The organism is Paenochrobactrum glaciei (assembly GCF_039522165.1).
GTDB classification, from domain to species: Bacteria; Pseudomonadota; Alphaproteobacteria; order Rhizobiales; family Rhizobiaceae; genus Paenochrobactrum; species Paenochrobactrum glaciei.
Genome location: NZ_BAAADE010000005.1, coordinates 65,785 through 91,417, shown reverse-complemented (window position 1 = coordinate 91,417; position 25,633 = coordinate 65,785). Strand labels below are relative to the sequence as shown.

Below are 25,633 nucleotides of genomic sequence, written 5' to 3'. Positions count from 1 at the left end.
AACACATGAAAAACGCCCCTCTTTGAGCAAAAGGGGCGTTGATTTTATCTTAGAGGAACTTAGCCATAGCAACAGCAGTGTCGCTCATGCGGTTGGAGAAGCCCCACTCATTGTCATACCAGGTCAGGATGCGCACCATGGTGCCATCGATCACTTTGGTCTGATCCATGTGGAATACGGATGAATGCGGATCATGATTGAAGTCAGTTGATACCAGCGATTCATCAGTGTAGCCCAAAATGCCTTTCAGACGGCCATTGGCAGCTTCACGGATAGCATTGTTGATTTCTTCAACAGTGGTTGCACGTTTGGCAACAAAAGTCAGATCAACAACAGAGACGTTTGGTGTCGGTACACGAATTGCAACACCGTCCAGCTTACCCTTAAGCTCTGGCAGAACCAGACCAACGGCTTTAGCAGCACCGGTTGAGGTCGGGATCATCGACAAAGCTGCCGCACGAGCGCGGTAGAGGTCTTTGTGCATCGTGTCGAGCGTTGGCTGATCACCGGTATATGAGTGAATGGTGGTCATGAAGCCGTGGTCGATACCAACGGTTGCATCCAGAACCTGTGCCACTGGTGACAAGCAGTTGGTGGTGCAAGACGCATTGGAAACAACCAGATGATCTTTGGTCAGCTTGTCATGGTTCACACCATAAACAACGGTCAGATCGGCATTGTCAGCAGGAGCGGAAACGATAACGCGCTTGGCGCCAGCTTCCAGATGTGCCGCAGCTTTATCGCGTGTGGCGAAAATGCCGGTGCATTCCAGCGCAATATCAACGCCTTCTTCTTTCCAAGGCAGTTCGGCAGGGTTGCGAACAGCATGAACCTTGATCGGGCCGTAGCCCACATCAATTGTATCACCATCAACAGTGACTTTTGCCGGAAAACGGCCATGAACACTGTCATAACGCAACAAATGCGCATTGGTTTCAACTGGGCCCAAATCATTGATAGCTACGACCTGAATGTCGGTGCGGCCCGATTCAACGATGGCACGAAGGACGTTACGGCCAATACGACCAAAACCATTAATTGCGACGCGAACTGCCATTTTATCTCTCATCTTCCGGGTGGGTTGATTAAAAAACTGCGTGTCTTGCGGGGCTGTTCGAAAACCACCCCGCAATCAATCACTTCGCTGTTTATGCAGCGGCTTTCAGCTTGGCTTCAGCTGCTTCCACAGCGGCTTCAGCAGTAATGCCAAAATGCTTGTAAAGGTCTTCAATCGGAGCAGAAGCACCAAAGCCCTTCATGCCGATAAAGACACCGTTTTCGCCAATGAAGCGTTCCCAGCCAAGGGAGAGAGCTGCTTCAATAGCAATTTTAACCGGTGCATTGCCCAGAACCGATGCCTTGTAAGAGTCGCTCTGCTGTTCAAACAGTTCAAAGCAAGGAACCGATACCACGCGTGCAGGGATGTTTTTCTCATCCAGCATCGCTTTGGCTTTCATTGCAATTTCGATTTCCGAACCGGTTGCAAACAGAGTGACCTGTGCATCCTGATCAGTGCCGGCCAATTCGTAAGCGCCATAACCGCACAGGTTTTCATCTGTGTGGGTGGTGCGCACAGTCGGCAGGTTCTGACGGGTCAGAGCCAGTGTCGACGGGGTCTTCTGGGATTCCAGCGCCAGCTGCCAGCATTCTGCGGCTTCAACAGCATCGGCCGGACGGAAGACCAGATGGTTAGGAATAGCACGCAGCACTGCCAGATGTTCAACCGGCTGGTGGGTCGGGCCATCTTCACCAAGACCGATTGAGTCGTGGGTCATGACATAGATAACGCGGATGCCCATCAGCGAGGACAAGCGCATGGCCGGTCGGCAATAATCCGAGAAGCACATGAAAGTGCCGGAATAAGGAATGAGGCCGCCATGCAGCGCCATACCGTTCATCGCAGCAGCCATACCGTGTTCACGAATACCATAATGGACAAAACGGCCATCATAATTTTCAGGTGTTACAGCATTGGTCTGGCTGGTTTTGGTATTGTTAGAACCGGTCAGGTCGGCAGAGCCGCCGATGGTTTCAGGAACGATACCGTTGATGACTTCCAGTGCCATTTCCGAAGATTTACGGGTAGCAACCTTTGGCTTGTCAGCAGAAAGCTTCTTCTTATAATCGATGATTGCCTGATCGAAACCGATCGGCAGTTCACCGCGCTGACGGCGCTCAAATTCGGCGCGGGTATCAGCATCAAGAGCAGCAAAACGCTTTTCCCATTCCAGACGCTTTTTGGCAGCGTTAAGGCCTGCCAAACGCCATGCATCCAGCACTTCTGCGGGTACGACAAATGGTTCTGCGGACCAGTTCAGTGCCTTACGGGTAGCCGCAATTTCTTCTGCGCCCAAAGCTGCACCGTGAACTTTATTGGTGCCGGCTTTGTTTGGCGAACCAAAACCAATCACTGTCTTACAAGCAATGAAGGTTGGCTTTGGTGAAGTTTTAGCCTGTTCGATTGCTTTGGCAATCGCTTCCTGATCGTGACCATCCACAGAACTTGTGTTCCAGCCTGAAGCCTGGAAACGGGCAACCTGATCAGTTTTATCGGAGAGCGAAACCGCACCGTCGATGGTGATGTTGTTGTCATCCCAAAGAACGATCAGCTTGTTCAGCTCCAGATGGCCGGCCAGACCGATAGCTTCCTGGCTGATACCTTCCATCAAGCAACCATCGCCAACCAGCACATATGTGTAGTGGTCAACAATGCTGTCGCCGAATTTGGCATTCAGGATGCGCTCGGAAAGCGCCATACCAACACCGTTGGCAATACCCTGACCCAACGGGCCGGTTGTGGTTTCAATACCAGCGGCATAACCATATTCCGGATGACCGGCAGTGCGTGCACCAATCTGACGGAATTTTTTGATTTCATCGATGGTGATATCTTCATAACCGGAAAGATACAGAACCGAATAAAGCAGCATCGAGCCGTGGCCTGCGGAAAGCACGAAACGATCGCGATCCGGCCAATGCGGGTTCTGTGGGTCATGAGATAAAAAACGGGTGTAAAGAGTGGTGGCGATATCAGCCGCACCCATCGGCAATCCCGGATGGCCGGAATTTGCTTTTTCCACTGCATCCATCGAGAGGAAGCGGATTGCGTTGGCCAACTGGTTTTGTTTGTCGGAATTGGTCATGGTCTCTGCTGTCTTTCCATGAAACGTTCAGCGCTTGTGGCGAAATTTGAAGGCACCGGACACATAGCACCTGCACCTTGGGAGTCAATAAAACGATACACTCTCAAACGATAAACCCGCATCAACTAATCGATTGAACCGTGGATGAGAGGTCAAAACTATGGTTTTTTGATATGTGCTGCATCAATTTACCGCTGATTCCAGTGTATGAGTGCCGCCTTATTGCCGTGATTTGTTGCTTATCAGCACAGTGATTATTACAGTCACAAAAATAAAGCGCAATTGCGGGCGCGATTCGAACCGGTTTTTTGCCAGTTTTTTAAACGGCCTGCTGATTGCGTATCTTAAACAATCGGGCGGGTGGGTATCAAAAAAACAATCAGCCGCTCCCGATTTTATGTTTGGCCGTATTGTCACAGGCATCAAGTAATTTTACTTGTTTGTGCAATGTTCTCAAAGGTCTTATTGATCGGTCGGAACATATACTGGAAAGGTTGATAATGGCGCCGGAAACGACCCTCACACAAGCTTTGGAGCGACTGGAAAAGGCGCTGAACGGGCTGGAACAGGCTGTTGATCTCCGCCTTGATAAAGAAGGTGATTTTGCCGAAGCTGAGGAAGAAGTGCAGCGCATGAATGCCGACCGCAGCCGACTGGCTCAGGAACTGGACAATTCCGAAGCCCGTGCCGAACGTCTTGAAACTGCTAATCGTGAAGTATCCCGCCGGCTGGTAACAGCGATGGAAACCATTCGCGCTGTGCTGGATCGCTAAGGGGGAGCATTATGGCAACTGTTACCGTTACGATTGATGGCAAATTATACCGTATGGCCTGCGATGAAGGACAGGAGCAACACCTGACCGGACTGGCCGACCGTTTTGACCAATATGTCGGTCACTTGAAATCTTCATTTGGCGAAATCGGCGATGTGCGCCTCACTGTCATGGCTGGCATTATGGTGATGGACGAACTGAACGAGATGCAAAAGCGCGTCAAAGCGCTGGAAGAAGTCTCTTCGCAAGCCAATCGCAATGATGCAAGCGTAACCCATGTTCTCAACGACATGGCGCAACGTATCGAACAACTGGCAAACCGGATTGCCCCGCGCCCCGGTTCATAAAGCCAGCACAAACAGCCCTCACATGCCTCTTTCAGATCATCAATAAAATTAAATATTTAAGTGCTGCGGGCACTGGTAATTTTTCATGTGAAAGATTATATTCGTTCTCGGCGTACTGCGCTTCGCGACAGGGGTAACAGCATCCCCGGGGCCTTACTGATCTCTTAGGGAGCTGTCCCTGTGAAGGCTCGTGGGTCTTCGCATATGGCGCCCACCTACTTTGTAGGCACCCGGGATCAAACACTTCCATCGGTCGTCGCGGTCGCCACTTTTTTCTTTTAGCCGTTTCCATCTGTCAACGGATGTATAGTGTGCCAAACTCCCTCACTGAAAAACAAAGATTGCGCAATGCAGTTCTGGCCAAACGTGATGCGCTCACGCCCGATTTCAGAGATAAAGCTGCCCGCACTATTGCTGAAAACTATGCGGATGAGTTGAATATCCAAAGCGGCCAGATCGTTTCCGGCTTCTGGCCGATCCGTTCCGAGATCGATCCGCGCCCTCTCCTTCATAGTTTGCGTGAACGAGGCGCATTAATCTGCTTACCCGTTATTCTAAATAAAACCCAAATTTGTTTCCGGCTCTGGCAAGAAAATCAGGCGCTCATTCCTTGCGGGTTTGGCACCATGGCACCGGATAAAACCGCACCCATTTTGCGCCCTGATGTCATGCTGATACCGCTTGCCGGTTTTGACAGCCAAGGCCACCGCCTTGGTTATGGTGCCGGTTATTATGACCGCTACATTTCAAGCCTCCACGCAACCAATCATTTTCCCGAACTGATCGGCTTTGCCTATACCTGTCAGGAACTTCCATGCGTGCCCGATGAGCCACATGATGTGCCTCTTGAGAAAATCGTGACTGAGAATGGCTTGCGTTTTTTTCAAACACGTTATTAAAGACATCTCATGAGATTGCTATTTTTGGGTGACATGGTGGGTCGGACAGGACGCACGGCTGTTTATGAAAAGCTGCCGGGCCTGGTTTCTGACCTGAAACTGGATTTCGTTATCGTCAACGGCGAGAATGCTGCTGGCGGTTTTGGCATAACGGAAGAAATCTTCAATGATACGATCCGCGCAGGCGCAGACGTCGTTACCACTGGTAACCATGTTTGGGATCAGCGCGAAGCATTGGAGTTTTCGCGCCGCGAACAACAGTTCCTGCGTCCGGCCAATTTTCCTAAAGGCACAGCCGGTCACGGCTCCGGTGTCTACATGGCCAAAAACGGCGCACGCGTACTCGTCTCCAATATTATGGGGCGTGTTTTCATGCACCCTGATCTGGATGATCCGTTTTTGGCTGCCGAAAAAATCCTCGAAGCCTGCCCACTTGGCGAACAGGCTGATGTGGTTTTCTTTGATTTCCACGCCGAAGCCACCAGCGAAAAACAATGTTTCGGCCATTTTGTCGATGGTCGTGCCAGCGCCGTTGTCGGCACGCACACCCATGTGCCAACCGCGGATTACCAAATCCTGCGCAATGGCACCGCCTATATGTCTGATGCGGGCATGTGCGGCGATTATGATTCATCCCTTGGTATGGATAAAGAAGAGCCGCTCAACCGCTTCCTCTCCAAAGTGCCAAAAGGTCGCTTTGAAGTCGCGTCCGGTCCGGCCACTATTTGTGGTGTCGGCATTGAAATTTCTGACCGTACCGGTTTGGCCGAAAAAATTGAGCCATTACGTATCGGCGCGCATTTACAGCAAACAATCCCATCTTTTTGGGCTTAAAGACGCTTGTAATTTCAAAATAGCATCCCTACTTTTTGCTTTCGGGGTTACTGTCTGGTGATATCAATATACCAGACAGTTTTTCTGCATCTGAAATTTATTGTTCTTTTCCGACGCAGTTCATGACGGGAGTTATTCTTTTTCCGCTAAAATTGCTCTGAAAACCAGAGAGAAAGCATTAATGGACTTTATCGCGGAACATTTTTCCTTCTTGTCCAGCCCGACAGGCTTGGCAGCGCTGATCACCTTGGTGGTTATGGAGGTTGTACTTGGTATTGACAACCTCATCTTTATTTCCATCCTCACCAATAAGCTTCCCAAAGAAATGCAATCCAAAGCACGGCGTATCGGCATTTCAGCTGCCTTGATTATGCGTCTGCTGCTTTTGTTCACCATCTCTATTATCGTTCAGCTGACCGAGCCGGTATTTGAAATTTTTGGTAACGGCTTCTCATGGCGCGATATTATTCTGGTGACGGGTGGTCTCTTCCTTGTTTGGAAAGCAACCAAGGAAATTCACCATACCGTCGACCCTGAAGCACAAAAAGACGCGTCTGTTTCCGGCGCTGTTACCATGACAATGGGTGCCGCCATTGTGCAAATCCTGTTGCTTGATCTGGTGTTCTCGGTAGACTCGATCATCACCGCTGTTGGCATGACCGATGAAATCGCCATTATGGTGATTGCAGTTCTGGCCGCTGTTACCGTGATGATGCTGGCCGCTGATCCGCTGTCAAAGTTCATTGCTGCCAATCCGACAATCGTCATGCTGGCGCTGGGCTTCCTGCTGATGATCGGTATGACATTGATTGCTGACGGTTTCGGCTATCATGTGCCGAAGGGCTATATCTATGCCGCTATGGGCTTTTCTGCTTTGGTGGAAGCGCTCAATATGCTGGCACGCCGCAGACGCAAACAATAATACTCAATAAATAAGGCCGCTCGTTTGAGCGGCCTTTTTAAATATCCATATTGAAATGCGTTAGCCTTCAATCTCTTCGCGCAGCATTTCAAGCTCCAGCCATTCCTCTTCAAACGCATCGCTTTCACTGCGCTTTTTCTCCAGTTCGGCGGCAACCTTGGCAAAAAGATCAGGATTTTTGGCATAAAGCTGCGGATCAGCCATTTTGGCTTCCAGCACATCGATCTCTTTAGACAAAGCATCAATCTTGCCCGGCAATGTTTCGAGCGCAAATTTCTGCTTATAAGAAAGCTTACGCTTTTCATCACGCTTTGGTGCTTGAGCTGCTGCGCCATCACTGCCAGCCGCAGCGCTGGCAGCCTTTGCCACCTGACGTTTGGCAATCGCCTGCTCTTTACGCTGCGCCATCATATCGGCATAGCCACCGGCATATTCCAGCCAGCGCCCGTCACCTTCCGGCGCAATCACTGATGAAACGGTGCGATCGAGAAAGTCACGATCATGGCTGACCAGAATAACAGTGCCGTTGAAGGCTGAAACCAACTCCTGCAACAGATCAAGCGTTTCCATATCAAGATCGTTGGTCGGTTCATCAAGGATGAGCAGGTTGGCCGGACGGGAGAGAACCCGCGCCAGCATCAAACGCGCGCGCTCACCACCAGAAAGCTCACGGATTGGCGTGCGCGCTTGTTCCGGCTGGAACAGAAAGTCTTTCATATATGAGACCACATGGCGCTGCTCACCATTGACGATCAGGCTCTCACCACGACCATCGGTCAGGTAATGCGCCAGCGTATCATCCAGATTAAGGCTTTCACGCTTCTGATCAAGCTCCGCCATTTCCAGATTAACGCCCAGACGCAATGTGCCTGAATCAGGCGCTAATTGTCCGGTCAGCATCGAAAGCAATGTCGTTTTACCGGCACCGTTTGGCCCGACCAGACCTATACGATCACCGCGCTGCACGCGGATGGAAAAATCTTTTACCAGCACACGTTCGCCATAGGCTTTGTTCAAACCTTTGGCTTCAATCACCAGTTTGCCGGATTCTTTACTGTCGCTTGCAGCCAGCACGGCCGTGCCTTGCGCTTTGCGATGATTGCGAAACTCAGCTCGCATCGAATGCAATTCGCCAAGACGGCGCATATTGCGCTTACGACGTGCGGTCACACCATAGCGCAGCCAATGTTCTTCACGCACAATCTGACGGCCAAGTTTGTGCAGATCGCGTTCTTCTTCTTCCAGTATTTTGTCGCGCCATTCTTCAAAATGCGCAAAGCCCTGTTCAATGCGGCGTGTCACGCCACGATCCAGCCAAATGGTGGAGCGGCTGACATTTTCCAAAAAACGACGATCATGGGAAATCAGCACAATCGCCGAGCGTATCTGACGCAGCTCATCTTCCAGCCATTCAATCGTATTAAGGTCAAGATGGTTGGTTGGTTCGTCCAGAAGCAAAACATCAGGCTGCGGGGCAATCACCCGCGCCAATGCCGCACGCCGCGCTTCACCACCAGATAATTGCTGCGGTGTTTCTTCACCCGTCAGCCCCAGATGCTCCAGCAAATAGGTAACGCGATGCGGATCATCCGTCGGCCCCAAGCCTGCCTCCACATAAGCGCGCACATTGGCAAAGCCATCCATATCAGGAGACTGCGCCAGATAACGGATGGTTGCGCCCGGATGTTTAAAAACTTCGCCACTGGTTGGTTCAACCATGCTGGCTGCAATTTTCAAAAGTGTGGATTTACCAGAACCATTACGTCCGACCAGCGCAATGCGCTCACCTTCACTGACCGACAAGCCAGCATCCTCAAGCAGCGGTGTGCCGCCAAATGTCAGTTTAATCTGGTCAAGACGTAAAAGTGGTGGTGGTGCCATGGATAATGATTACTTCTTTTCAGGTGCTTTTTACAAAAGCAAAGGTCAACTGCACTGCTTGTCGTCGAGAAAAAGCCTTCTGTCAAATAACGTCTCATTCCCTTAAGCAAAAACTAACCGGCACTTACCAAAAAACTGACTTTCGCGCACAAAAAAACAGGCCGGAAAATCCGACCTGTTTCTAATAATTTCAAGCCAGGCTTGCAAATAAATGACCGGTTAAGGTGCTATTATTGGCAAGGAGCTTCATAGACGCGGCCATATGGGTCGCGGTATTTGCAATATTGCACGCCATTGCGGGTTGTGGATGCACCCAGCAATGTACCGGCAACCGCACCAATAGCTGCACCGGTCAGCGCGCCACGGCCATTGCCGCCAATTGCACCACCAGCCAATGCACCAAGTGCTGCACCGCCAACACCATAACCAGCTGTGCGCTGCTCATTGGTTGTGCAAGCAGCGGTTGAGAATGCGAGCAATCCTGCGACTGCAATCATAGTAAGACGTGATTTCATGGAAGAAATCTCCCTTTATACGTTGAAAACCACCGACCTTGCGTCCCCAATTCGGCGCTTGCAGGTAGTCCTGCTACAACTAGCTTACATTATATTAGCTGTTGTTCGTCAAGTCTTTTCATGACAGTTTTGCAATAAGTATTGCGTGACCTAAACGCAAAGAAACACAAAGAGTTCCACGCACAACATTAGAAACTGTTAAAGACGAGCCTAAAGGCAGCGTAATTTTGTCTAAAGGCCATTCTGCTTGCTCAATTGTCAGGCCTTCAAGCTCTGAAAAGCTCAAAATACTGAAAACCGAACCATCCGGCAGATCGTATTGATAATTGCCCGGCACCAGCGGCATGGCTTCTTCAAAACCACTGGATAGCAAAATCTGACGCCCCTCAATGGCGTGTCTTGTGGCCATTGTCAGATGCAAAAGTGTGTGGTCAGTGCGCTCGCCACCAAAAGCACCGCACAGAATCACACGGGTTGCACCTAAACGATAGGCCTCGTTGAGCGCCAATTCGCCATCAGTCATATCCTTTGCAACCGGAAAAGTCTGGCGTGGCACGTCTTTGAATTTTTCCAGCAGATCAGCAGCGGTGGAATCAAAATCACCCAGCCATAATTCCGGCACCACACCTAAACTCAGCGCATGGCGCATACCGCCATCAGCAGCTAAAAAGCGTGCGCCCTTAATCTGGGCGCGCAAGCGATCCGTGACGGCCATATCGCCGCCGAGAAGAATGACAAATGTGCTCATGAAATTGCTCATAACATGCACATCCCGCCCCGAAAAGCTCCTTTACGCATGACTTGCGATAAGCCTTGGAAATGCTTAATATAAAGCTGCTCTAACGGGGTGCCTGCTGTTTTCACATCAGGCTGAGAGGCCGCTATATCCGGCTAACCCGCTGAACCTGATCCGGTTTGTACCGGCGGAGGGATTAGATGCTGTCAACTTCCGACGCATGATCCTTTTGAACCTGATAACTCAAGGAGACGCATTATGCGGCTGTTGTCTTTACTCGCCTCGTCCGCGGCCATCATGCTGAGCATGGCTCATGTAGCACAGGCAAAAGATACCCTCACCGTTTACACCTATGATAGTTTTACCTCCAAATGGGGGCCCGGACCTGTTGTAAAAGAAAATTTTGAAGCGGTCTGCGATTGCGAAGTTAAATTCGTAGCAGCAGCTGATGGTGTGGCACTGCTTAACCGGTTGAAACTGGAAGGCGCCAAAACCGAAGCCGACATCGTGCTTGGCCTCGACAATAACCTGATTGCGGATGCCCATAAATCAGGCCTTTTTGCTCCAAGTGGCATTGATCTGGCCCAAATCAATGTGCCTGGTGATTTTCAGGATGATGTTTTCGTACCCTATGATTACAGCTATTTCGCTGTTGTCTATGACAGCGAGAAAATGCAAAATCCGCCTAAAAGCCTGAAAGAACTGGTTGAGGGCGATGCGTCTCAAAAAATCGTACTGCAAGATCCCCGTACCTCGACCCCCGGTCTTGGCATGCTGCTCTGGATGAAGGCAGTTTACGGTGATGAAGCCGCTGATAAATGGGAGCAATTGCAAAAGCGCATCCTCACCGTCACACCGGGCTGGTCTGAAGCTTATGGCCTGTTCACCAAAGGCGAAGCGCCGATGGTGCTTTCTTACACCACCTCACCCGCCTATCATGTGATCGCTGACAAGACCAACCGCTATCAGGCATTGGCTTTCGAAGAAGGGCATTATTTGCAGGTGGAAGTGGCTGGCATGACCAAAACGGGTGAGAAAAACCCGCTCGCCAAACAGTTTTTGGCTTTCATGCTTGAACCCGGTTTTCAGGATGCCATCCCGGAAACCAACTGGATGTTCCCTGTAGCCAAAACATCCAAGCCGCTTGATCCGGCCTTTGATGCGCTGGTAAAACCTGCAAAAACCTTGCAAATCTCATCCGAAGATGTCGCCGCCAATCGTAAAGACTGGATCGACGAATGGCTGAACGCCTCAAGTAAATAAAAGCGGATAAATGCAAGTGCGCCGATATAAATCTTCCATCATAAAACCTCTCAGCGGGAGCTTTGCTCTCGCCTTTTTGGGGCTATTGGCAGGCGGCGCACTTTTATCACTTGCATGGTTAGCCGTTGGCGAAGGCTCGGTCTTTGCCAATTTTGATGCCTATGTCTGGCGCATCACACGTTTCACGCTTTTACAGGCATTGCTTTCCAGCCTGCTGTCTGTCGCTGTCGCAATTCCGCTGGCACGTGCTTTACATGCATCGCATGACTTTTATGGCCGCGCCCTTATTTTGCGGCTCTTTACCCTGCCTTTGGTGCTGCCTTCGCTGGTAGCTATTTTAGGTATCACCGCCATTTATGGCCGCAACGGCCTGATCGCTTATCTTTTTGATTTGAGCGGCAGTTCCTTTGTGCCCAATATATACGGCCTTACCGGTATTTTGCTGGCACATGTATTTTTCAATATGCCGCTGGCAGTAAGGCTGATTTTAGCCAATCTGGAAACCATCCCAGCGGATTACTGGAAACTATCCGCACAATTGGGCATGAGCAATTTTGCGCGTTTCCGGCTGATTGAATGGCCTGTCATCCGGCGCAATCTTTCCGGTATTACCGGTTTGATTTTCATGCTCTGCATCACTTCCTTCACTACCGTTTTAACCCTTGGCGGCGGCCCGCGTGCCACCACACTGGAAGTTGCGATTTATCAAGCACTGCATTTTGATTTTGATCTGACCCGCGCTGTAGCCCTCACACTGATGCAGCTTATTTTGACACTTTCGGTTCTGGCACTGTTACGTTTTTTCGGACGCCCGAGCGAAGAGGGATTTTCACTGCAAATAACAGCCAAGCGCTATGACAATGTCAAAATACAAACACGTCTTTGTAATTACGCCATCATTCTGATTGGCTTTGTTTTTATTGCCAGTCCGGTGGTTGGCATTGTGGCTTCTTCTTTCATGGCCGATTTTTCACGACTGCTCAGTGAAGCGGCTGTGTGGAATGCGATTTTCACCAGTCTCTGGCTTGGCGCTTCATCGGCATGTTTATCAGTGCTGCTTTCCTTCGCGCTGGTCATTGCGCGTGAATATAGCGCAAGCCAAACACTGAACATCAAACCACGCTCCTTAACGCGCTTCTATCAAAATGCGCTTGAAACCGGCTCCAGCCTGATACTGGTTGTACCGCCGATTATCTTAGGCGCAGGCTGGTTCATTCTGTTGCGCAATTTCGGTAACCCGTTTTCTTTTGCAGCAGCAATGGTCATTACCGTCAATGCAGCAATGGCGATGCCTTTTGCCGTGCGTCTCATCCGCCCTGCATGGGACAATGCCGCCGCTAATCACAATCAATTATGCGCGCAACTAGGAATTTCAGGCATCAGCCGTTTACGCCTGATCGACTGGCCGGTAATGCGTCAACCAGCCATTATCGCCTTTGCTTTTGCCTTTGCACTCTCTTTGGGCGATCTTGGCACCATTGCGCTTTTTGGCAGTGATGCGCTCACGACACTGCCCTATTTGTTACTGCAACGCATGGGCAGTTATCGCACTCTTGATGCTGCGGGGCTTGCGCTTATCTTAAGTGTACTCTGCCTTTTCCTGATGATGATTGCCGATCGCACGGCCAAGGCCAATCTTAATAAGAAAGCTGATTAATGCCGATTATCATTGATGATGTGCTGTTTAACTATGGTGAAATGCAGATGCACTTTGACACAAAGCTGCCTGCAAACCGTATCACATCCATTATCGGCCCCAGCGGTTCGGGTAAATCAACCCTGCTCAACATCATTGCCGGTTTTGAAAAACCGCTAAGCGGCAAGGTGATGATTGATGGTGAGGATATGAGCAATCTTGCACCATCTGAGCGCCCCGTCTCGATGGTGTTTCAGGATAATAATCTGTTTGCCCATCTGGATGTGGCACAAAATGTCGGGCTTGGCCGTTCCAGCCGTTTGAAATTAACACCATCCGACCATATCGCTGTTTCAAAAGCCATTGAGCGCGTCGGTTTAAATGGCAAAGAACATCGCAAGCCTGAAGCTCTGTCGGGCGGTGAGCGCCAGCGTGTCGCCATAGCGCGTGCACTTGTGCGTCAAAAGCCGGTTTTATTGCTGGATGAAGCCTTTGCCTCATTGGGGCCTGCTCTTCGCCACCAAATGCTTGATCTGATTGATGCGCTGCAACAAGAAAATGCCATGAGCGTTTTGATGGTAACGCACACGCCGGAAGATGCCCTGCGCCTGAAAACATGGCTGATTTTTATTGAAAATGGCCACATCAGTGCAACCGGAGAAGCAGCCGAACTGCTCTCGCCTTCCGGGCCGCAAGCCTTGCAGCATTATATGGGCAACCAGAGATAAGCCTTGAGCCGGTCAAGGCTTATCCTTCTCTCATACAACGAAATATTAATGTCATGGTTACCTGTGACACACTGGACACTTGGCCGTTAAATAATTAAATTGGCAGCAGATTATTCGCGTCAAAGCTGCCTACTTGCATGAAGCTGACATTAAAAAAACAATATTCATGCAACTTAACTCAGTCAGAAGCGTTTTCGTCACGAGCTCACAAGAAGCAAAAAAGACAGATCGTTTTTTTGGGCTCAAGATAATAAAAACAGATCCGTTATCAAAGCGAGGAATACAATAAAACCTCTCCGCCCTCTCCGCTCAAAATCATCCGATGATGCAACATTGAGCCTCTCAAAAAATGGTCTTGTCAGCACTTCGGTAAGCAACCGCGGTATGCGCAAAGCTTTGACTATTTTAGGGTTGGCAGGTCTGTCTTTCCTCAGTGCCTGCCAGACGATGGATTTCAGTGATCCGGACAGCTTGCGCCCGTCCGATAATCCGGTAACCGTTGCCAATGTCAGCCGCAATGACCGCCTGGCACAGCTTGGCGCACAGCAGCATCCGCGTATTCTGGCCACCTATGGCGGTGAATATAAAGATGCCAAGCTTGAGCGCATGGTTGCCAAAATTGTCGGGAAACTGACAACGGTTTCGGACAAGCCGGATCAGACATACCGCATCACTATTCTTGATAGCCCCAACATCAATGCTTTCGCATTACCCGGCGGCTTTTTATATGTGACACGCGGCCTGCTCGCGCTTGCCAATGACTCTTCCGAAGTCGCGGCAGTGATTGCGCATGAAATGGGCCATGTCACCGCCAATCACGGCATCCTGCGTCAGGAAAAAGAAGCTGAGACAGCTATTGCCAGCCGTGTTGCTTCTGAGATTTTACATAATGAAGCGGCCGGACGTGAAGCTCTCATTCGCGGCAAGCTGAAACTTGCACAGTTCTCACGCAATCAAGAGCTACAGGCTGACTCAATCGGCATCCGCATGATCGGTGAAGCTGGCTATGATCCGTTTGCCTCGCCGCGCTTCCTGCAATCAATGGAGGCCTATTCAAGCTTCCGCTCGATCTCGGGTGCGACAGATGCCAGCCTCGACTTTCTGGCAAGCCATCCGGCCACGCCGCAGCGTATTGAACTGGCAATGGGACATGCGCGCCGCATTGGTGCACCCGGTGTCGGCACAACTGACCGCGATTCTTTCCTTAACGGTATTGATGGCCTGCTTTACGGCGACACGCCAAATGAAGGCTTTGTACGCGAGCGGGTCTTCCTTCATCCGAAACTCGGCCTGACCTTTACCGCGCCTGCCGGTTTCAGCCTTGATAATTCCGCCACTGCCGTTATGGCGAGCGGGCCGGGTGAAGTGGCCATCCGTTTTGACGGTGCCACACTGCCATCCGGTATGAAGCTTACCGATTATATCTCTTCCGGCTGGGTCACAGGGCTTGATGAGAGCTCTATCCGCCCAATTACCATCAATGGACTACCGGCAGCGACCGCGCGCGCCAGTGCCGACCGTTGGCAGTTTGATATTGTGGTGATCGGAGCCGGCGATAAGGTTTACCGCTTCCTGACCGCAGCGCCACGCGGCAGCAATGCTTTATTGCCTGCCTCGCAAAGCATCACCCAGTCCTTCAAAATGCTGACACCAGCCCAGAAGGACGCGATCAAGCCACTGCGCATCCGCGTTGTGACCGTCAAGGCTGGCGAAACCATCGCAAGCTTAGCCGAGCGCATGTATGGCACCGACAGAAAGCTTGAGCTTTTCCGCCTGATCAATGCGCTGCCGATGGGGGCAACGCTTTCAGCCGGTGACCGCGTCAAACTCATTTCCGAGTAAGAGGCAAATTCAAAAAGCTTAATCTGAATACAAAAAAGCCCGGTGAAAACCGGGCTTTTTTAAATAAACAGGCATTAAAATTATGCTGCTTCAACTTCTTCGTCTTCAGCTTCGCCTTTGGCGCCGCGCTTAGGACCTTTCGCCAGATTAACTTCAATCAGACGAACTGCTTCCGTTTCCGACATTTTATTCACGGCTGCGATTTCGCGAGCCATACGGTCAAGCGCTGCTTCATAAAGCTGACGCTCTGAATAAGACTGTTCCGGCTGGTTATCGGCGCGGAAAAGATCACGAACAACTTCCGAGATGAAAATCAGATCGCCGGAATTGATCTTTGCATCATATTCCTGCGCACGACGTGACCACATAGTGCGTTTGATACGCGCACGACCCTGAACAACTTTCAAGGCACGTTCGACATAATCAGTTTCCGAAAGCTTGCGCATACCGATAGTCAGAGCCTTGGCTACAGGAACCTTAAGGCGCATTTTATCTTTTTCGAAATCGATCACAAAAAGTTCTAACTTGTGGCCGGCAACTTCTTGTTCTTCAATGGCTACGATCTGGCCGACACCATGAGAGGGATAAACAATCGATTCACCGGTCTTGAAACCCTGACGAGCTGGGGACTTCTTCTGCTGGGATGACATACGCTTCCATACTCCCTGTTGTGCCCGGCGCTTCCGCCGGTTAACACGCGATATTCTTTTTAGCCCGTGCTTTCAAAAAAGCACTTGCAGGCATAAAATTGTCAGTTTACTTTCTGAAAATCACTGCTAAGCATAATTCATCGACCGGCTTAATGATGAGCAGTTTGCAATCAGCATGATTAACCGCTCCGGGTCATTTTATCCGGTAAATGTATTTATCCTATCAAAGATTAGCGCATAAACGTAGCGACTTAACGTCCAGAGACCGACATTTTGGCGGCACTCTACCACAAAATACATACAGAAGCAAGAATTTGACAAAATCGTGCTGGCCGAAGCAAGTTTCCTTCAGCCAGTCAGTTTTGTAATAATCAATTTATCGCTTAGTCGCCCGAACCTGGTTCAGCGGAGAAGTACTGTTCCAGCTTATTAGCCACGCCGTCCATCTCTTTGGCTTCAGGAAGCTCATCTTTCTTCACCGTAATATTCGGCCATTTGGCAGAATACTCCGTATTGAGCTCCAGCCATTTATCCAAACCCGGTTCAGTGTCGGGGCTGATCGCCTCGGCCGGACATTCAGGCTCGCAAACGCCACAGTCGATACACTCGTCAGGATTAATGACGAGCATATTTTCACCTTCATAAAAGCAATCTACAGGACAGACCTCTACACAATCCGTGTACTTACAACGGATACAATTGTCAGTGACAACGTAGGTCATAGTCAAACTCCAGTCAGAAAAGGCATTCGTTGAGCAGTCAGGTAACGATTTTAAAGCCGTATGACAAGCCTAGAAACACGCAACAGTGACGGTTCACCGCAGGGCAGAAGTGAAATGGCACACAGTTTGCAGTTTTTACTGCACTCTTAGAATTTTCAACTAAAAGTGATGAGAACTACAAAAATCTAATTACACTCAAAAAACCATAAATTTATTAATTAGCCCCGCCTGATTATCAATCAGGATAAACCTGACGCAATTTATCCGTCAATCGGCGCTCGCGCTTGGTCGGGCGACCAGATCCGGCATCTCTCAAACCGGTTGTGACATTGGTCAAATCATCTTTGGCAGGCATTGCGGGGGAGTTATCCTGATAAAGCAATTGTGCTTCCGGTGCGGGCCCTCGCCTCTCACCCAACAATAAAACTTTATAGACCAGAATTTTACGCTCTAATGTGATGGTCAGATCATCACCAAGCTTTACGCCATAAGAGGCCTGGTCAATCTTTTGTCCGTTGACCCTGACATGACCACCGGCGGCAAGCTTTGCCGCCAGCGATCTTGATTTCACCACGCGCGCGAAAAACAGCCATTTGTCGATCCGCTGCTTTTCTGCTGCTACGCTCATGATTACTTCTTCAGCTGTTCCTTCAGCGCCGCCAATTTGGCAAATGGCGAATCAGGATCAAGCTTCACAACACGTTCCTGACGTTCAAAACGCTGATTGCCTTCATGCTTGTTGTTCTGACCACCGCGTTTCGGGCCACCCTTATGAGGCGCGCCGGATTTGCGCTGATCATCACGGTGATGTTTGCGGTTTTCACCTTCACCAGCATGATTCTGGGCTGCATTATCGCCTGAAGGCTTGCGCTTGTTGCCGCGGAAATTGCGACGTTCGCCTTTTTCGCCCTCACCACCTTCAGCACCAGCGCGCTGATTGTTCTGACGGGCACCACCACGCTGATTACCGCGGTTATCAGTACGGTTGCGGTTTTCAAAACGACCCTGACGCCACAAAAGAACAGGCTTAGCCTCTTCCGCTACAGCTTCAGTTGATGTTTCTGGTGTTTCAGCAGCAGCTACTGCTGAAGCTTCAAGCACCACTGGTGCTGGAACCGGCTCTGCATCAGGCACCTGTGGCTTAGCGCTTTCAGCCGCTTTAGCTGCAAATGCGTCGAGTTCCGCAAATTTAGCTGCAACATCCACATCGGTGGACGCTTCATGGCGGTAGCCAAGGCTTTTCAGAATTTCTTCCATATCATCAGCAGTTGCACCCAAAATGGACATCATGGCCGCTGTGACCAAGAACTTGCTGCCGTCATAAGCACCCTCAGGGCGCTCGCCAATACCCGGACGCCATGCCAAAGCCGGACGGATCAGATCCGCCAAACGCTCAAGAATGTCGATACGTACGGCACGGCGGCCAAGGACGCGGTAACCGGCCAGACGGTAGAAAACCGGATCAAATTCAGCATCAACGACAGCCGATGTACGACCAGCGGCCATCACATTGACGACTTCGCCATAACCGTTTTTCTCGCGACCGTCATTTTGCAAGCTCCACAGCAAGGTGATAAGACCTGCCGGTGCCGGTTTCAGCAAAGCTGGCATAAAGACGTGATAGGCACCAAAGCGCACGCCAAGACGACGCAGAGCCGCACGTGAATCCTGATCCAGACCACGCACTTCCTCGATCACATCGCGACGTTGCAAAATACCCAAATTTTCAACGAGCTGGAAAGCAAGACCACGGGTCATCCCGGTCAGCGCATCTGCGCTTGCCAGATCGGTCAATGGCTTCAGCACGGTTTCAATATGATGGGCAACGAAACGATCGATACGGGCTGCGACCTTATCGCGTGCCGGACCGGTCAGCTGCTCGTCAGCCAACAGGACTGCACGAGGTTTCATCACATCTTCACCGGCTACCAGTGTGGCAATAGCCGCACCGACATAACGCAGCACACCGTCTGATCCCAGTGCAAAATCACCGTTCGGCGCGGCGGCAAATCGCTCGCTGCGCTTTTCAAACTCGGCGGCAAGCGCCTTTTGTGCAGCCGCTCTCACTGCCTTCGCATCCGAACCTTCGGCTTGCGTATCGGCAGTGAAACGGAATCCTTCCAAATGCCCGACGTTATGACCTTCAACAATCACATCGCCGGACGGGCTGATTTCAGCTTCAAGCATGGCATTCTCTCTCAGGCGCCTCATAAGCACGCTTGTCCTGCGGTCTACAAAGCGTTTCGTCAACCTCTCATGGAGCGCGTCGGACAATCTGTCCTCAATTTCGCGCGTCTTTTCCTGCCAGTGTGTCGGATCTGCCAGCCATCCCGGCCGATGCGACACAAAAGTCCAGGTTCTTATCTGCGCCACTCTATGCGAAATAGTGTCGATTTCACCATCAACATTATCCGCACGGCGCAATTGTTCGCTCATATAATCTTCATCGACGCTCCCCCGGCGTACGAGATCCTGATAGATCGACGCAATAATTTCAGCATGCTGTGCCGGCGCGATCTTGCGGTAATCCGGCAAAGCACAACAATCCCATAACATTTCTATACGTTTTGGTGTCGTTGCCAACCGGCTAATTTCTTCATCACGCGACAGATGGTCCAATGCTTGCGCATCCACTGCCGGTAATGCACGGACAAGTCCTTCAATTGGTGCAGGTTTGTCCAAAGAATTGCGCAAAGCGTTGATCGACGAAAAATCGAACTTGGCTGTGCGCCATTGCATCAGTTTCACGGGATCGAAATTATGTGATTCGATCCGCTCCACCATTTCATTGTCGAACGGATCAACCTGCCCCGTCACGCCAAATGTACCGTCACGCAAATGACGACCGGCGCGACCGGCAATCTGCCCGATTTCCCCCGGGGTCAAATCACGGAACTGATAACCGTCAAATTTCTTGTTCTGTGCAAATGCCACATGATCGACATCGAGATTAAGCCCCATGCCGATTGCATCGGTCGCCACCAGAAAATCGACATCGCCCGACTGATAAAGCTCAACCTGGGCATTGCGGGTACGCGGGCTCAAAGCCCCCATCACCACCGCAGCCCCACCGCGCTGACGGCGGATTAATTCGGCAATCGCATAGACCTCGTCAGCTGCAAAAGCGACAATCGCCGAGCGACGTGGCAAACGGGTGATTTTTTTAGAACCGGCATAAGCCAGATGCGACAAGCGCGGACGGGTGATGACATTAATGCCGCGCAGCATCTTTTCCAAAATGGTGCGCATACTAGCAGCACCCAGCAGCAATGTTTCATCACGGCCGCGTAAGTGCAAAATACGGTCTGTGAAAATATGGCCGCGGGTCAGGTCCCCTGCCAGCTGCACTTCATCAATGGCCACAAAGGCGACATTGGTGTGACGTGGCAAAGCCTCAACTGTACAAACGGAATAACGGGCACCGGGCGGAATGATTTTTTCTTCGCCGGTAACCAGCGAAACATTAGCCACCCCTACCCGCTCAACCACCCGTGTATAAACCTCACGCGCCAGCAAACGCAGCGGCAAACCAATCATACCGCTGCTATGCGCCAACATACGTTCAATCGCCAAATGCGTTTTACCGGTATTCGTTGGCCCCAGCACAGCCGTCACATTGCGGCCGCTCAGCACTAAAGGCATATCTTGAGTTGGTTGATGGTTCATAAGGTTAGCGGTTAAGGCCTCAGCATATCGACTTAAATTTGGATGTCAGCGATAGCACTGATTCCCCGTCACTGGAATACCGCTATGAATAAATGACCACCGCACAATAGCGTGCGTTTTGCTGATTACAATGGCAATTTTAACGAATGGAACGACTCTCGAACGAATCGGCGACGAATCGTTGACCCGCAGCCTTTCTCTTTTTGTTCACGGCTACATATAGCGAGGCACAACCTAACCACTACTATAGCGTGAAAGGACTTCAATCCGACACGCAAAAGGCAAGCCGTAAACACGCTGTCCCGTTAACTTTTGAAACAAGAAAAGCAGGAATACTACTCCTGACGAATAGCCGCTGAATAAACCTACCGCTTAAAGGCAGCCGATCATAGCAAAAGCATTGATTTTTCGGGCTTTTGTTAAGGTTTGGCTCAAAGGCGGAACGAATCGGCGACGAATCGACACTGAATCACTGTTCGCTCTTTGTTCACACTCTATCTGGTGATCGCTCATGCAAAGAGGCACTAAATAAAATGACAGGGCTGCAATAAACTCCGTCATAATGAGCAGTTTAGCCGCTTTTTGTTAACCTTTGAGCGCTTTTACTCGTTTAAACACTCAGTCGCGTTCAACGCAAAGTGCAACGCCCATACCGCCGCCGATGCATAAAGTGGCAAGGCCGCGCTTTAAATCGCGTTGCTGCATGGCATAGAGCAAAGTTGTCAGCACCCTTGCGCCTGAAGCGCCAATCGGATGACCGATAGCAATCGCCCCGCCGTTAACATTCACAATAGCCGGATCAAGTTTCAAATCGCGCACCACGGCGCAGGATTGAGCGGCAAAAGCTTCATTCGCCTCCACCAGATCAAGATCATCCACTGTCCAGCCAGCCTTTTGCAAGGCTTTCTGCGAGGCCGGGATAGGCCCTGTGCCCATAATTGATGGGTCAACACCAGCCGTTGCCCAAGAAACGATTCGCGCCAATGGCTTCACCTGACGCTTTTCAGCCTCAGCAGCACTCATCAGCACGACAGCCGCCGCACCATCATTGATGCCCGACGCATTGCCTGCCGTGACCGTGCCAGCCTTGTCAAAAGCAGGACGCAGCTTGGCCATTGTTTCCAGTGTGGCGCCGTGGCGTATATATTCATCTTCGCTGACGGTGATGTCGCCTTTGCGGCTTTTCACCACCACCGGCACGATCTCGTCTTTAAAGCGACCGGATTTTTGTGCGTCCTCAGCTTTATTTTGAGAATCAACCGCAAACTGATCCTGCGTCTCACGGCTCAACTGCCATTGGGTGGCAATATTTTCAGCCGTGATGCCCATCGGATAGCCAAAGAAAGCATCAGTCAGACCATCCTTCATCATGGTATCGACCATTTTGAAATCGCCCATCTTCACACCGCTGCGCAAATGCGCGCAATGCGGAGCCATCGACATGGATTCCTGACCACCAGCCACTACAATATCAGCATCACCCGTTAAAATCTGCTGCATACCAACCGCAACGGCACGAAGACCCGAACCACAAAGCTGATTGAGGCTGAAAGCGGTAGTTTCATTCGGACAACCTGCAAGTTTAGCGGCTTGGCGCGCCGGATTTTGTCCCTCACCAGCGGTTAAAACCTGACCAAACACCACTTCATCAACATCTTCAGGCGCAACACCTGCACGCTGCAAAGCTGCGGCAATCGCAGTCGCTCCCAGTTCATGTGCCGGTACATTGGCAAAGGCACCATTGAAACTACCCACAGGCGTGCGAGCCGCACTGGCAATCACAATCACATCATTCATGGCTGACATCAGATCTCAAGCTCCCGGTTTGCTGGCTTTTGGCGCCGCAATTTATATTCTTGACCATACAGTAATCACAAAAGAGCCGATAAACAACAAAACAGACGCAGCCACCTCTCCATCAAACGGCTAAGCCTTGTGTGCACGCTGATCCTTCACGCTGTAGATTAAGTGTTTTTCCCACACATTGAAGCTTATCTCGTGCAATGTCCCGCCAAGGCCGCTAGATTGATGACAGAAAATCACAGGAGTTTTTCATGTCGAAACTTACCCTCGCCAAAGCCAACCAGATGATCAACGGTGCACTGGAACGCGCTAAAGAAGCTGGCATGCAGCCGCTTTCAGTTGTTGTACTGGATGCAGGCGGCTATGTGACCGCGTTTCAGCGTCAGGACGGTTCATCAAACTTACGCTTCGCCATTGCTTCCGGCAAAGCTTACGGCGCATTGGCTGTGGGCAAAGGCTCACGCTGGCTGAACGATCAGGCTAAAGACCGCCCGCATTTCCTCGAAGGTCTTTCGAATGTTTCCGGCGGCAAAATCGTTGCTGTTCCAGGTGGCGTGCTGATCAAAAATGCAGAGAACGAAATTCTCGGCGCTGTCGGCATCACCGGTGACACATCAGACAATGACGAGCTGGCAGCAATTGCCGGTATTGAAGCCGCAGGCTTCACCGCTGTTGCGAACTAGAGCATAATTCCTTAAACTTGGATCAGTTTAAGGTAAAATTATGCTCTAATTTTAAAGTGTTAGAGCGACCTTTGTGTGCCAAGTCTGGCACACGGCGCTCTAATCAGCATCACTGACAACAAAAAAGCCTCCGTGCGGGAAACCACACGGAGGCTTTTTATGTGTCTGTTAATAAGCAAACTTAAAAACAAATAAAAACACCGCGCGAAATTCGCACGGCGTTTTTAATTCACAAACAATATTCTGAGCGTAAAGCGCAGACTATTGAAGAAGCTTAAGCTTCCTTCGGTGTGATAACCTGACGGCCACGATACATACCGCTCTTCAGATCGATATGATGCGGACGGCGCAGTTCACCTGAGTTTTTGTCTTCAACATAGGTAGGCGCCTTCAGGGCATCAGCCGAACGACGCATACCGCGCTTCGACGGGGAAGTTTTTCGTTTAGGTACAGCCATGGATTCTGCTCCAATGATCGGTCAATAATAGTCCGGCCCGGCTCCAATGGAGCCTGTCACATCGGACAAGATTCCGGAAAGTGACGAGCCTATACACGTTCTGGCAGCGTTTGACCAGTCAAATTCGCATTTTTTTGCATCATCACTGTTCTAACTATTGCTTATAAGTGCTTCTACACAGCATTTCTGAAAGGTCAATTAAACTTATCAGCGCAGTCAGCACAAACTAAGCTGCGTCAGCCTCAGCGCACACAGGCAACATAAGGCCCTGCTTTTTTTGCCCGATTCTGTATAATATTGGCGGTTCTTACCATACCACGGCTGGGCTTGGTTGGATTGCGCACCGCAGGATTTGGCAAAGTGACAGCCAGAAGGGAAGCTTGTTGCAAGGTCAGTTTTGATGCTGAGCGCTTAAAATAATACTGTGAAGCGGCCTCCACACCGTAAATTCCCGGCCCCCATTCAGCAATATTCAAATAAATTTCCATCACACGCTTTTTAGAAAGCACCATATCCGTTGCCATCGACAACGGCAGCTCCAGTGCTTTTCTGAAATAAGAGCGGCCATTCCACAGAAAGAGATTCTTTGCCGTCTGCATGGTGATGGTAGAGGCGCCACGCGCCGGTTCGCCATTCACTGCATCTTTCACCACCAGCGACATCTGATGCCAGTCCACGCCGCTATGGCTGCAAAACTGGCCATCTTCCGACATCATCACAGCATTGACCAAATGAGGCGAAATATCATCAATATCGATCCATTGCCGCTCCATTGTCTGTAACAGCAACTGATCTTTGAGCATTAATGTGGAAACCGGATGCACAAACGGCACTTTATAAATGCCCAGCAACAGAATCGGTAATATCAGTAAAAACAGACCAATCTTGAAAACAAGACGCAAGCAACCTTTGCCGGCAGACTTAGCGGTGTCATCACCGTCATCCTTGTTTTGATTAAAGTCTTTTTCCACTAAACTCAGCCTGTTCTTCTTGTTCGATAAGCCATAGACTATTTAATTAGCAGAATGAACCCGTTTGCCGGAAAGTTAACAAATGTTAAACAAGGTTTATCATGGCAAATTTATGATGCTGGTTTCATACAATCTTCAAGCTCCGATAGTTGACCCCCTCCTATAGTCTGGTAAACGCTTCCGTCATGGATAAGAACAGTCTTGCACCTCATTTCACCACCGCGCTTGCAACCCGTGCTATGCAGGTTGAAACCATCCTGCAAAAATTGCTGGATGAGCGGTTAAGAGCGGGCGAAATTGCCCGTCCGGAACGGCTGATGGCAGCCATGCGCTATGGCGTTTTAAATGGCGGCAAACGCCTGCGCCCGTTTTTAGTGATGGAAACCGCCGCCCTTTTTGGTGCGAATGAAGAAGCCGCACTGCGCGTTGCGGCAGCACTTGAAAGCATCCATTGCTATTCACTTGTGCATGATGACCTGCCAGCCATGGATGATGATGATCTGCGCCGCGGCCAACCAACACTGCATAAAGCCTTTGATGAAGCCGCCGCCATTCTGGCCGGTGACAGCCTGCTGACTTATGCTTTTGACATTATCGCCAGCGAAGAAACCGAACTTGACGCCGCAACCAGACTGGAACTGGTGTTAAGCCTTGCCCGTGCAGCGGGCCCTGGTGGCATGGCAGGCGGCCAAGCCCTTGATCTCATGGCAGAAGAACAAAATCCGGATGAAGCTGGCATCATCACTTTGCAAGCGATGAAAACCGGCGCGCTCATTCGTTTTGCCTGCGAAAGCGGAGCCATTATTGGCGGTGCAACGCGCCAAGAACGTGAGCGTCTGGCAGAGTTTGGCTCAGCAATTGGCCTTGCTTTCCAGCTGGCTGATGATCTTCTGGATGTAACCTCGGATGCAGCGCATCTTGGTAAAGCCGCTGGCAAAGATGCGGCCGCCGGAAAAGCCACATTAGTGGCGCTTCATGGCATTGACTGGACACGCAACCAGTTGGCTGGCTTGGTAGCGCAAGCTGAAGAATTGCTGTCCCCATTTGGTGACAAGGCCGAGATTTTGAAACAAGCCGCGCATTTCATCGCCAATCGCGAGAGCTGAAATCATTTCAACCCAATAAAAAGGCCGGTGTCTGATGATCAGACACCGGCCTTTTT

22 protein-coding genes, 1 other RNA gene, 1 pseudogene and 1 riboswitch are annotated in these 25,633 nt (G+C 50.6%); of the genes and pseudogenes, 12 read left to right on the top strand and 12 right to left on the bottom strand.

Annotation, left to right across the window (positions count from 1 at the left end; translation table 11 throughout):
* Positions 1-49 precede the first annotated feature (49 nt).
* Together gap and tkt are read right to left on the bottom strand one after the other, a co-directional pair.
* Positions 50-1,057 (bottom strand): type I glyceraldehyde-3-phosphate dehydrogenase, encoded by a 1,008-nt coding sequence (gene gap, locus ABDZ76_RS12860; RefSeq protein ID WP_343806114.1) that lies wholly within the window; start codon positions 1,055-1,057, stop codon positions 50-52.
* Between the two features lie 91 nt (positions 1,058-1,148).
* Complete coding sequence (gene tkt / locus ABDZ76_RS12855; protein WP_343806112.1) at positions 1,149-3,143, bottom strand: transketolase; 1,995 nt, start codon at positions 3,141-3,143, stop codon at positions 1,149-1,151.
* 500 nt (positions 3,144-3,643) lie between these two features.
* On the opposite strand from tkt, the gene ABDZ76_RS12850 reads away from it, so the two are divergent.
* The 6 genes from ABDZ76_RS12850 to ABDZ76_RS12825 all read left to right on the top strand — a co-directional run bounded on the left by ABDZ76_RS12850 (position 3,644) and on the right by ABDZ76_RS12825 (position 6,918).
* On the top strand, positions 3,644-3,916 hold the full coding sequence (locus ABDZ76_RS12850) for a DUF4164 domain-containing protein (protein WP_184222552.1): 273 nt from the start codon (positions 3,644-3,646) through the stop codon (positions 3,914-3,916).
* An 11-nt stretch (positions 3,917-3,927) separates the two neighbouring features.
* Positions 3,928-4,263, top strand: coding sequence for a cell division protein ZapA (locus ABDZ76_RS12845; RefSeq protein WP_343806109.1), 336 nt, complete (start codon positions 3,928-3,930; stop codon positions 4,261-4,263).
* 109 nt (positions 4,264-4,372) lie between these two features.
* Positions 4,373-4,531: non-coding RNA, 6S RNA (gene ssrS / locus ABDZ76_RS12840), on the top strand.
* Positions 4,532-4,574: 43 nt separating this feature from the next.
* Positions 4,575-5,162: a 5-formyltetrahydrofolate cyclo-ligase gene (locus ABDZ76_RS12835; protein WP_343806107.1), complete on the top strand. Its 588-nt coding sequence runs from the start codon at positions 4,575-4,577 to the stop codon at positions 5,160-5,162.
* A 9-nt stretch (positions 5,163-5,171) separates the two neighbouring features.
* On the top strand, positions 5,172-5,996 hold the full coding sequence (locus tag ABDZ76_RS12830) for a TIGR00282 family metallophosphoesterase (protein WP_184222558.1): 825 nt from the start codon (positions 5,172-5,174) through the stop codon (positions 5,994-5,996).
* 181 nt (positions 5,997-6,177) lie between these two features.
* On the top strand, positions 6,178-6,918 hold the full coding sequence (locus tag ABDZ76_RS12825) for a TerC family protein (protein WP_343806104.1): 741 nt from the start codon (positions 6,178-6,180) through the stop codon (positions 6,916-6,918).
* 60 nt (positions 6,919-6,978) lie between these two features.
* Here ABDZ76_RS12825 and ABDZ76_RS12820 read toward each other — a convergent pair whose 3' ends face one another.
* The 3 genes from ABDZ76_RS12820 to ABDZ76_RS12810 form a co-directional block, all read right to left on the bottom strand.
* Positions 6,979-8,799: an ABC-F family ATP-binding cassette domain-containing protein gene (locus tag ABDZ76_RS12820; RefSeq protein WP_343806102.1), complete on the bottom strand. Its 1,821-nt coding sequence runs from the start codon at positions 8,797-8,799 to the stop codon at positions 6,979-6,981.
* A 230-nt stretch (positions 8,800-9,029) separates the two neighbouring features.
* Entirely contained in the window at positions 9,030-9,314 is a 285-nt protein-coding gene (locus tag ABDZ76_RS12815) for a YMGG-like glycine zipper-containing protein (protein WP_184222563.1), read from the bottom strand.
* A 118-nt stretch (positions 9,315-9,432) separates the two neighbouring features.
* A complete protein-coding gene (locus tag ABDZ76_RS12810; protein WP_343806099.1) occupies positions 9,433-10,062 on the bottom strand; it encodes a thiamine diphosphokinase in 630 nt (209 codons plus the stop codon).
* 85 nt (positions 10,063-10,147) lie between these two features.
* Positions 10,148-10,263: riboswitch (TPP riboswitch) on the top strand.
* 45 nt (positions 10,264-10,308) lie between these two features.
* On the opposite strand from ABDZ76_RS12810, the gene thiB reads away from it, so the two are divergent.
* The 4 genes from thiB (at position 10,309) to cdlP (ending at position 15,519) form a co-directional block, all read left to right on the top strand.
* On the top strand, positions 10,309-11,313 hold the full coding sequence (thiB, locus tag ABDZ76_RS12805) for a thiamine ABC transporter substrate binding subunit (protein ID WP_343806097.1): 1,005 nt from the start codon (positions 10,309-10,311) through the stop codon (positions 11,311-11,313).
* 10 nt (positions 11,314-11,323) lie between these two features.
* Entirely contained in the window at positions 11,324-12,970 is a 1,647-nt protein-coding gene (gene thiP, locus ABDZ76_RS12800) for a thiamine/thiamine pyrophosphate ABC transporter permease (protein WP_343806095.1), read from the top strand.
* Complete coding sequence (locus ABDZ76_RS12795) at positions 12,970-13,677, top strand: thiamine ABC transporter ATP-binding protein (protein ID WP_343806093.1); 708 nt, start codon at positions 12,970-12,972, stop codon at positions 13,675-13,677. Before thiP ends, ABDZ76_RS12795 begins: the two co-directional genes overlap by 1 nt.
* A 384-nt stretch (positions 13,678-14,061) precedes the next feature.
* Positions 14,062-15,519: a cell division protease CdlP gene (gene cdlP / locus ABDZ76_RS12790; RefSeq protein WP_343806279.1), complete on the top strand. Its 1,458-nt coding sequence runs from the start codon at positions 14,062-14,064 to the stop codon at positions 15,517-15,519.
* Between the two features lie 80 nt (positions 15,520-15,599).
* On the opposite strand, the gene ABDZ76_RS12785 is transcribed toward cdlP, so the two are convergent.
* The 5 genes and pseudogenes from ABDZ76_RS12785 to ABDZ76_RS12765 form a co-directional block, all read right to left on the bottom strand.
* Positions 15,600-16,169, bottom strand: a complete 570-nt coding sequence (locus ABDZ76_RS12785) for a CarD family transcriptional regulator (RefSeq protein WP_184222571.1) — start codon at positions 16,167-16,169, stop codon at positions 15,600-15,602.
* A 383-nt stretch (positions 16,170-16,552) separates the two neighbouring features.
* On the bottom strand, positions 16,553-16,891 hold the full coding sequence (gene fdxA / locus ABDZ76_RS12780; protein ID WP_343806090.1) for a ferredoxin FdxA: 339 nt from the start codon (positions 16,889-16,891) through the stop codon (positions 16,553-16,555).
* 235 nt (positions 16,892-17,126) lie between these two features.
* Positions 17,127-17,519, bottom strand: coding sequence for an RNA-binding S4 domain-containing protein (locus ABDZ76_RS12775; RefSeq protein WP_343806088.1), 393 nt, complete (start codon positions 17,517-17,519; stop codon positions 17,127-17,129).
* 325 nt (positions 17,520-17,844) lie between these two features.
* Positions 17,845-20,557, bottom strand: a pseudogene (locus tag ABDZ76_RS12770) (helicase-related protein); the annotation flags it as partial.
* Between the two features lie 618 nt (positions 20,558-21,175).
* A complete protein-coding gene (locus ABDZ76_RS12765; RefSeq protein WP_343806277.1) occupies positions 21,176-22,354 on the bottom strand; it encodes an acetyl-CoA C-acetyltransferase in 1,179 nt (392 codons plus the stop codon).
* A gap of 257 nt (positions 22,355-22,611) precedes the next feature.
* Between ABDZ76_RS12765 and ABDZ76_RS12760 the strand changes: the two genes are divergently transcribed.
* On the top strand, positions 22,612-23,043 hold the full coding sequence (locus tag ABDZ76_RS12760; protein WP_184222579.1) for a GlcG/HbpS family heme-binding protein: 432 nt from the start codon (positions 22,612-22,614) through the stop codon (positions 23,041-23,043).
* A gap of 274 nt (positions 23,044-23,317) precedes the next feature.
* Here the strand turns inward: ABDZ76_RS12760 and rpmF are convergent, their stop codons facing one another.
* Both rpmF and mtgA read right to left on the bottom strand, forming a co-directional pair.
* Positions 23,318-23,500 carry a 50S ribosomal protein L32 gene (gene rpmF / locus ABDZ76_RS12755; RefSeq protein ID WP_184222581.1) on the bottom strand — a complete coding sequence of 61 codons (183 nt, stop codon included), beginning with the start codon at positions 23,498-23,500 and terminating at the stop codon, positions 23,318-23,320.
* Positions 23,501-23,742: 242 nt separating this feature from the next.
* Positions 23,743-24,471, bottom strand: coding sequence for a monofunctional biosynthetic peptidoglycan transglycosylase (gene mtgA, locus ABDZ76_RS12750; protein WP_343806082.1), 729 nt, complete (start codon positions 24,469-24,471; stop codon positions 23,743-23,745).
* 185 nt (positions 24,472-24,656) lie between these two features.
* Between mtgA and ABDZ76_RS12745 the strand changes: the two genes are divergently transcribed.
* Positions 24,657-25,577, top strand: a complete 921-nt coding sequence (locus ABDZ76_RS12745) for a polyprenyl synthetase family protein (protein ID WP_343806080.1) — start codon at positions 24,657-24,659, stop codon at positions 25,575-25,577.
* The last annotated feature ends 56 nt before the right edge of the window (positions 25,578-25,633 follow it).

What these genes read in the sequence shown, in the direction of transcription:
- gap (WP_343806114.1), bottom strand. Translation starts at nt 1,057, where the DNA reads ATGGCAGTTCGCGTCGCAATTAATGGTTTTGGTCGTATTGGCCGTAAC.
- tkt (WP_343806112.1), bottom strand. Translation starts at nt 3,143, where the DNA reads ATGACCAATTCCGACAAACAAAACCAGTTGGCCAACGCAATCCGCTTC.
- ABDZ76_RS12850 (WP_184222552.1), top strand. Translation starts at nt 3,644, where the DNA reads ATGGCGCCGGAAACGACCCTCACACAAGCTTTGGAGCGACTGGAAAAG.
- ABDZ76_RS12845 (WP_343806109.1), top strand. Translation starts at nt 3,928, where the DNA reads ATGGCAACTGTTACCGTTACGATTGATGGCAAATTATACCGTATGGCC.
- ABDZ76_RS12830 (WP_184222558.1), top strand. Translation starts at nt 5,172, where the DNA reads ATGAGATTGCTATTTTTGGGTGACATGGTGGGTCGGACAGGACGCACG.
- ABDZ76_RS12825 (WP_343806104.1), top strand. Translation starts at nt 6,178, where the DNA reads ATGGACTTTATCGCGGAACATTTTTCCTTCTTGTCCAGCCCGACAGGC.
- ABDZ76_RS12820 (WP_343806102.1), bottom strand. Translation starts at nt 8,799, where the DNA reads ATGGCACCACCACCACTTTTACGTCTTGACCAGATTAAACTGACATTT.
- ABDZ76_RS12815 (WP_184222563.1), bottom strand. Translation starts at nt 9,314, where the DNA reads ATGAAATCACGTCTTACTATGATTGCAGTCGCAGGATTGCTCGCATTC.
- ABDZ76_RS12810 (WP_343806099.1), bottom strand. Translation starts at nt 10,062, where the DNA reads ATGAGCACATTTGTCATTCTTCTCGGCGGCGATATGGCCGTCACGGAT.
- thiB (WP_343806097.1), top strand. Translation starts at nt 10,309, where the DNA reads ATGCGGCTGTTGTCTTTACTCGCCTCGTCCGCGGCCATCATGCTGAGC.
- thiP (WP_343806095.1), top strand. Translation starts at nt 11,324, where the DNA reads ATGCAAGTGCGCCGATATAAATCTTCCATCATAAAACCTCTCAGCGGG.
- ABDZ76_RS12795 (WP_343806093.1), top strand. Translation starts at nt 12,970, where the DNA reads ATGCCGATTATCATTGATGATGTGCTGTTTAACTATGGTGAAATGCAG.
- cdlP (WP_343806279.1), top strand. Translation starts at nt 14,062, where the DNA reads ATGCGCAAAGCTTTGACTATTTTAGGGTTGGCAGGTCTGTCTTTCCTC.
- ABDZ76_RS12785 (WP_184222571.1), bottom strand. Translation starts at nt 16,169, where the DNA reads ATGTCATCCCAGCAGAAGAAGTCCCCAGCTCGTCAGGGTTTCAAGACC.
- fdxA (WP_343806090.1), bottom strand. Translation starts at nt 16,891, where the DNA reads ATGACCTACGTTGTCACTGACAATTGTATCCGTTGTAAGTACACGGAT.
- ABDZ76_RS12775 (WP_343806088.1), bottom strand. Translation starts at nt 17,519, where the DNA reads ATGAGCGTAGCAGCAGAAAAGCAGCGGATCGACAAATGGCTGTTTTTC.
- ABDZ76_RS12765 (WP_343806277.1), bottom strand. Translation starts at nt 22,354, where the DNA reads ATGAATGATGTGATTGTGATTGCCAGTGCGGCTCGCACGCCTGTGGGT.
- ABDZ76_RS12760 (WP_184222579.1), top strand. Translation starts at nt 22,612, where the DNA reads ATGTCGAAACTTACCCTCGCCAAAGCCAACCAGATGATCAACGGTGCA.
- rpmF (WP_184222581.1), bottom strand. Translation starts at nt 23,500, where the DNA reads ATGGCTGTACCTAAACGAAAAACTTCCCCGTCGAAGCGCGGTATGCGT.
- ABDZ76_RS12745 (WP_343806080.1), top strand. Translation starts at nt 24,657, where the DNA reads ATGGATAAGAACAGTCTTGCACCTCATTTCACCACCGCGCTTGCAACC.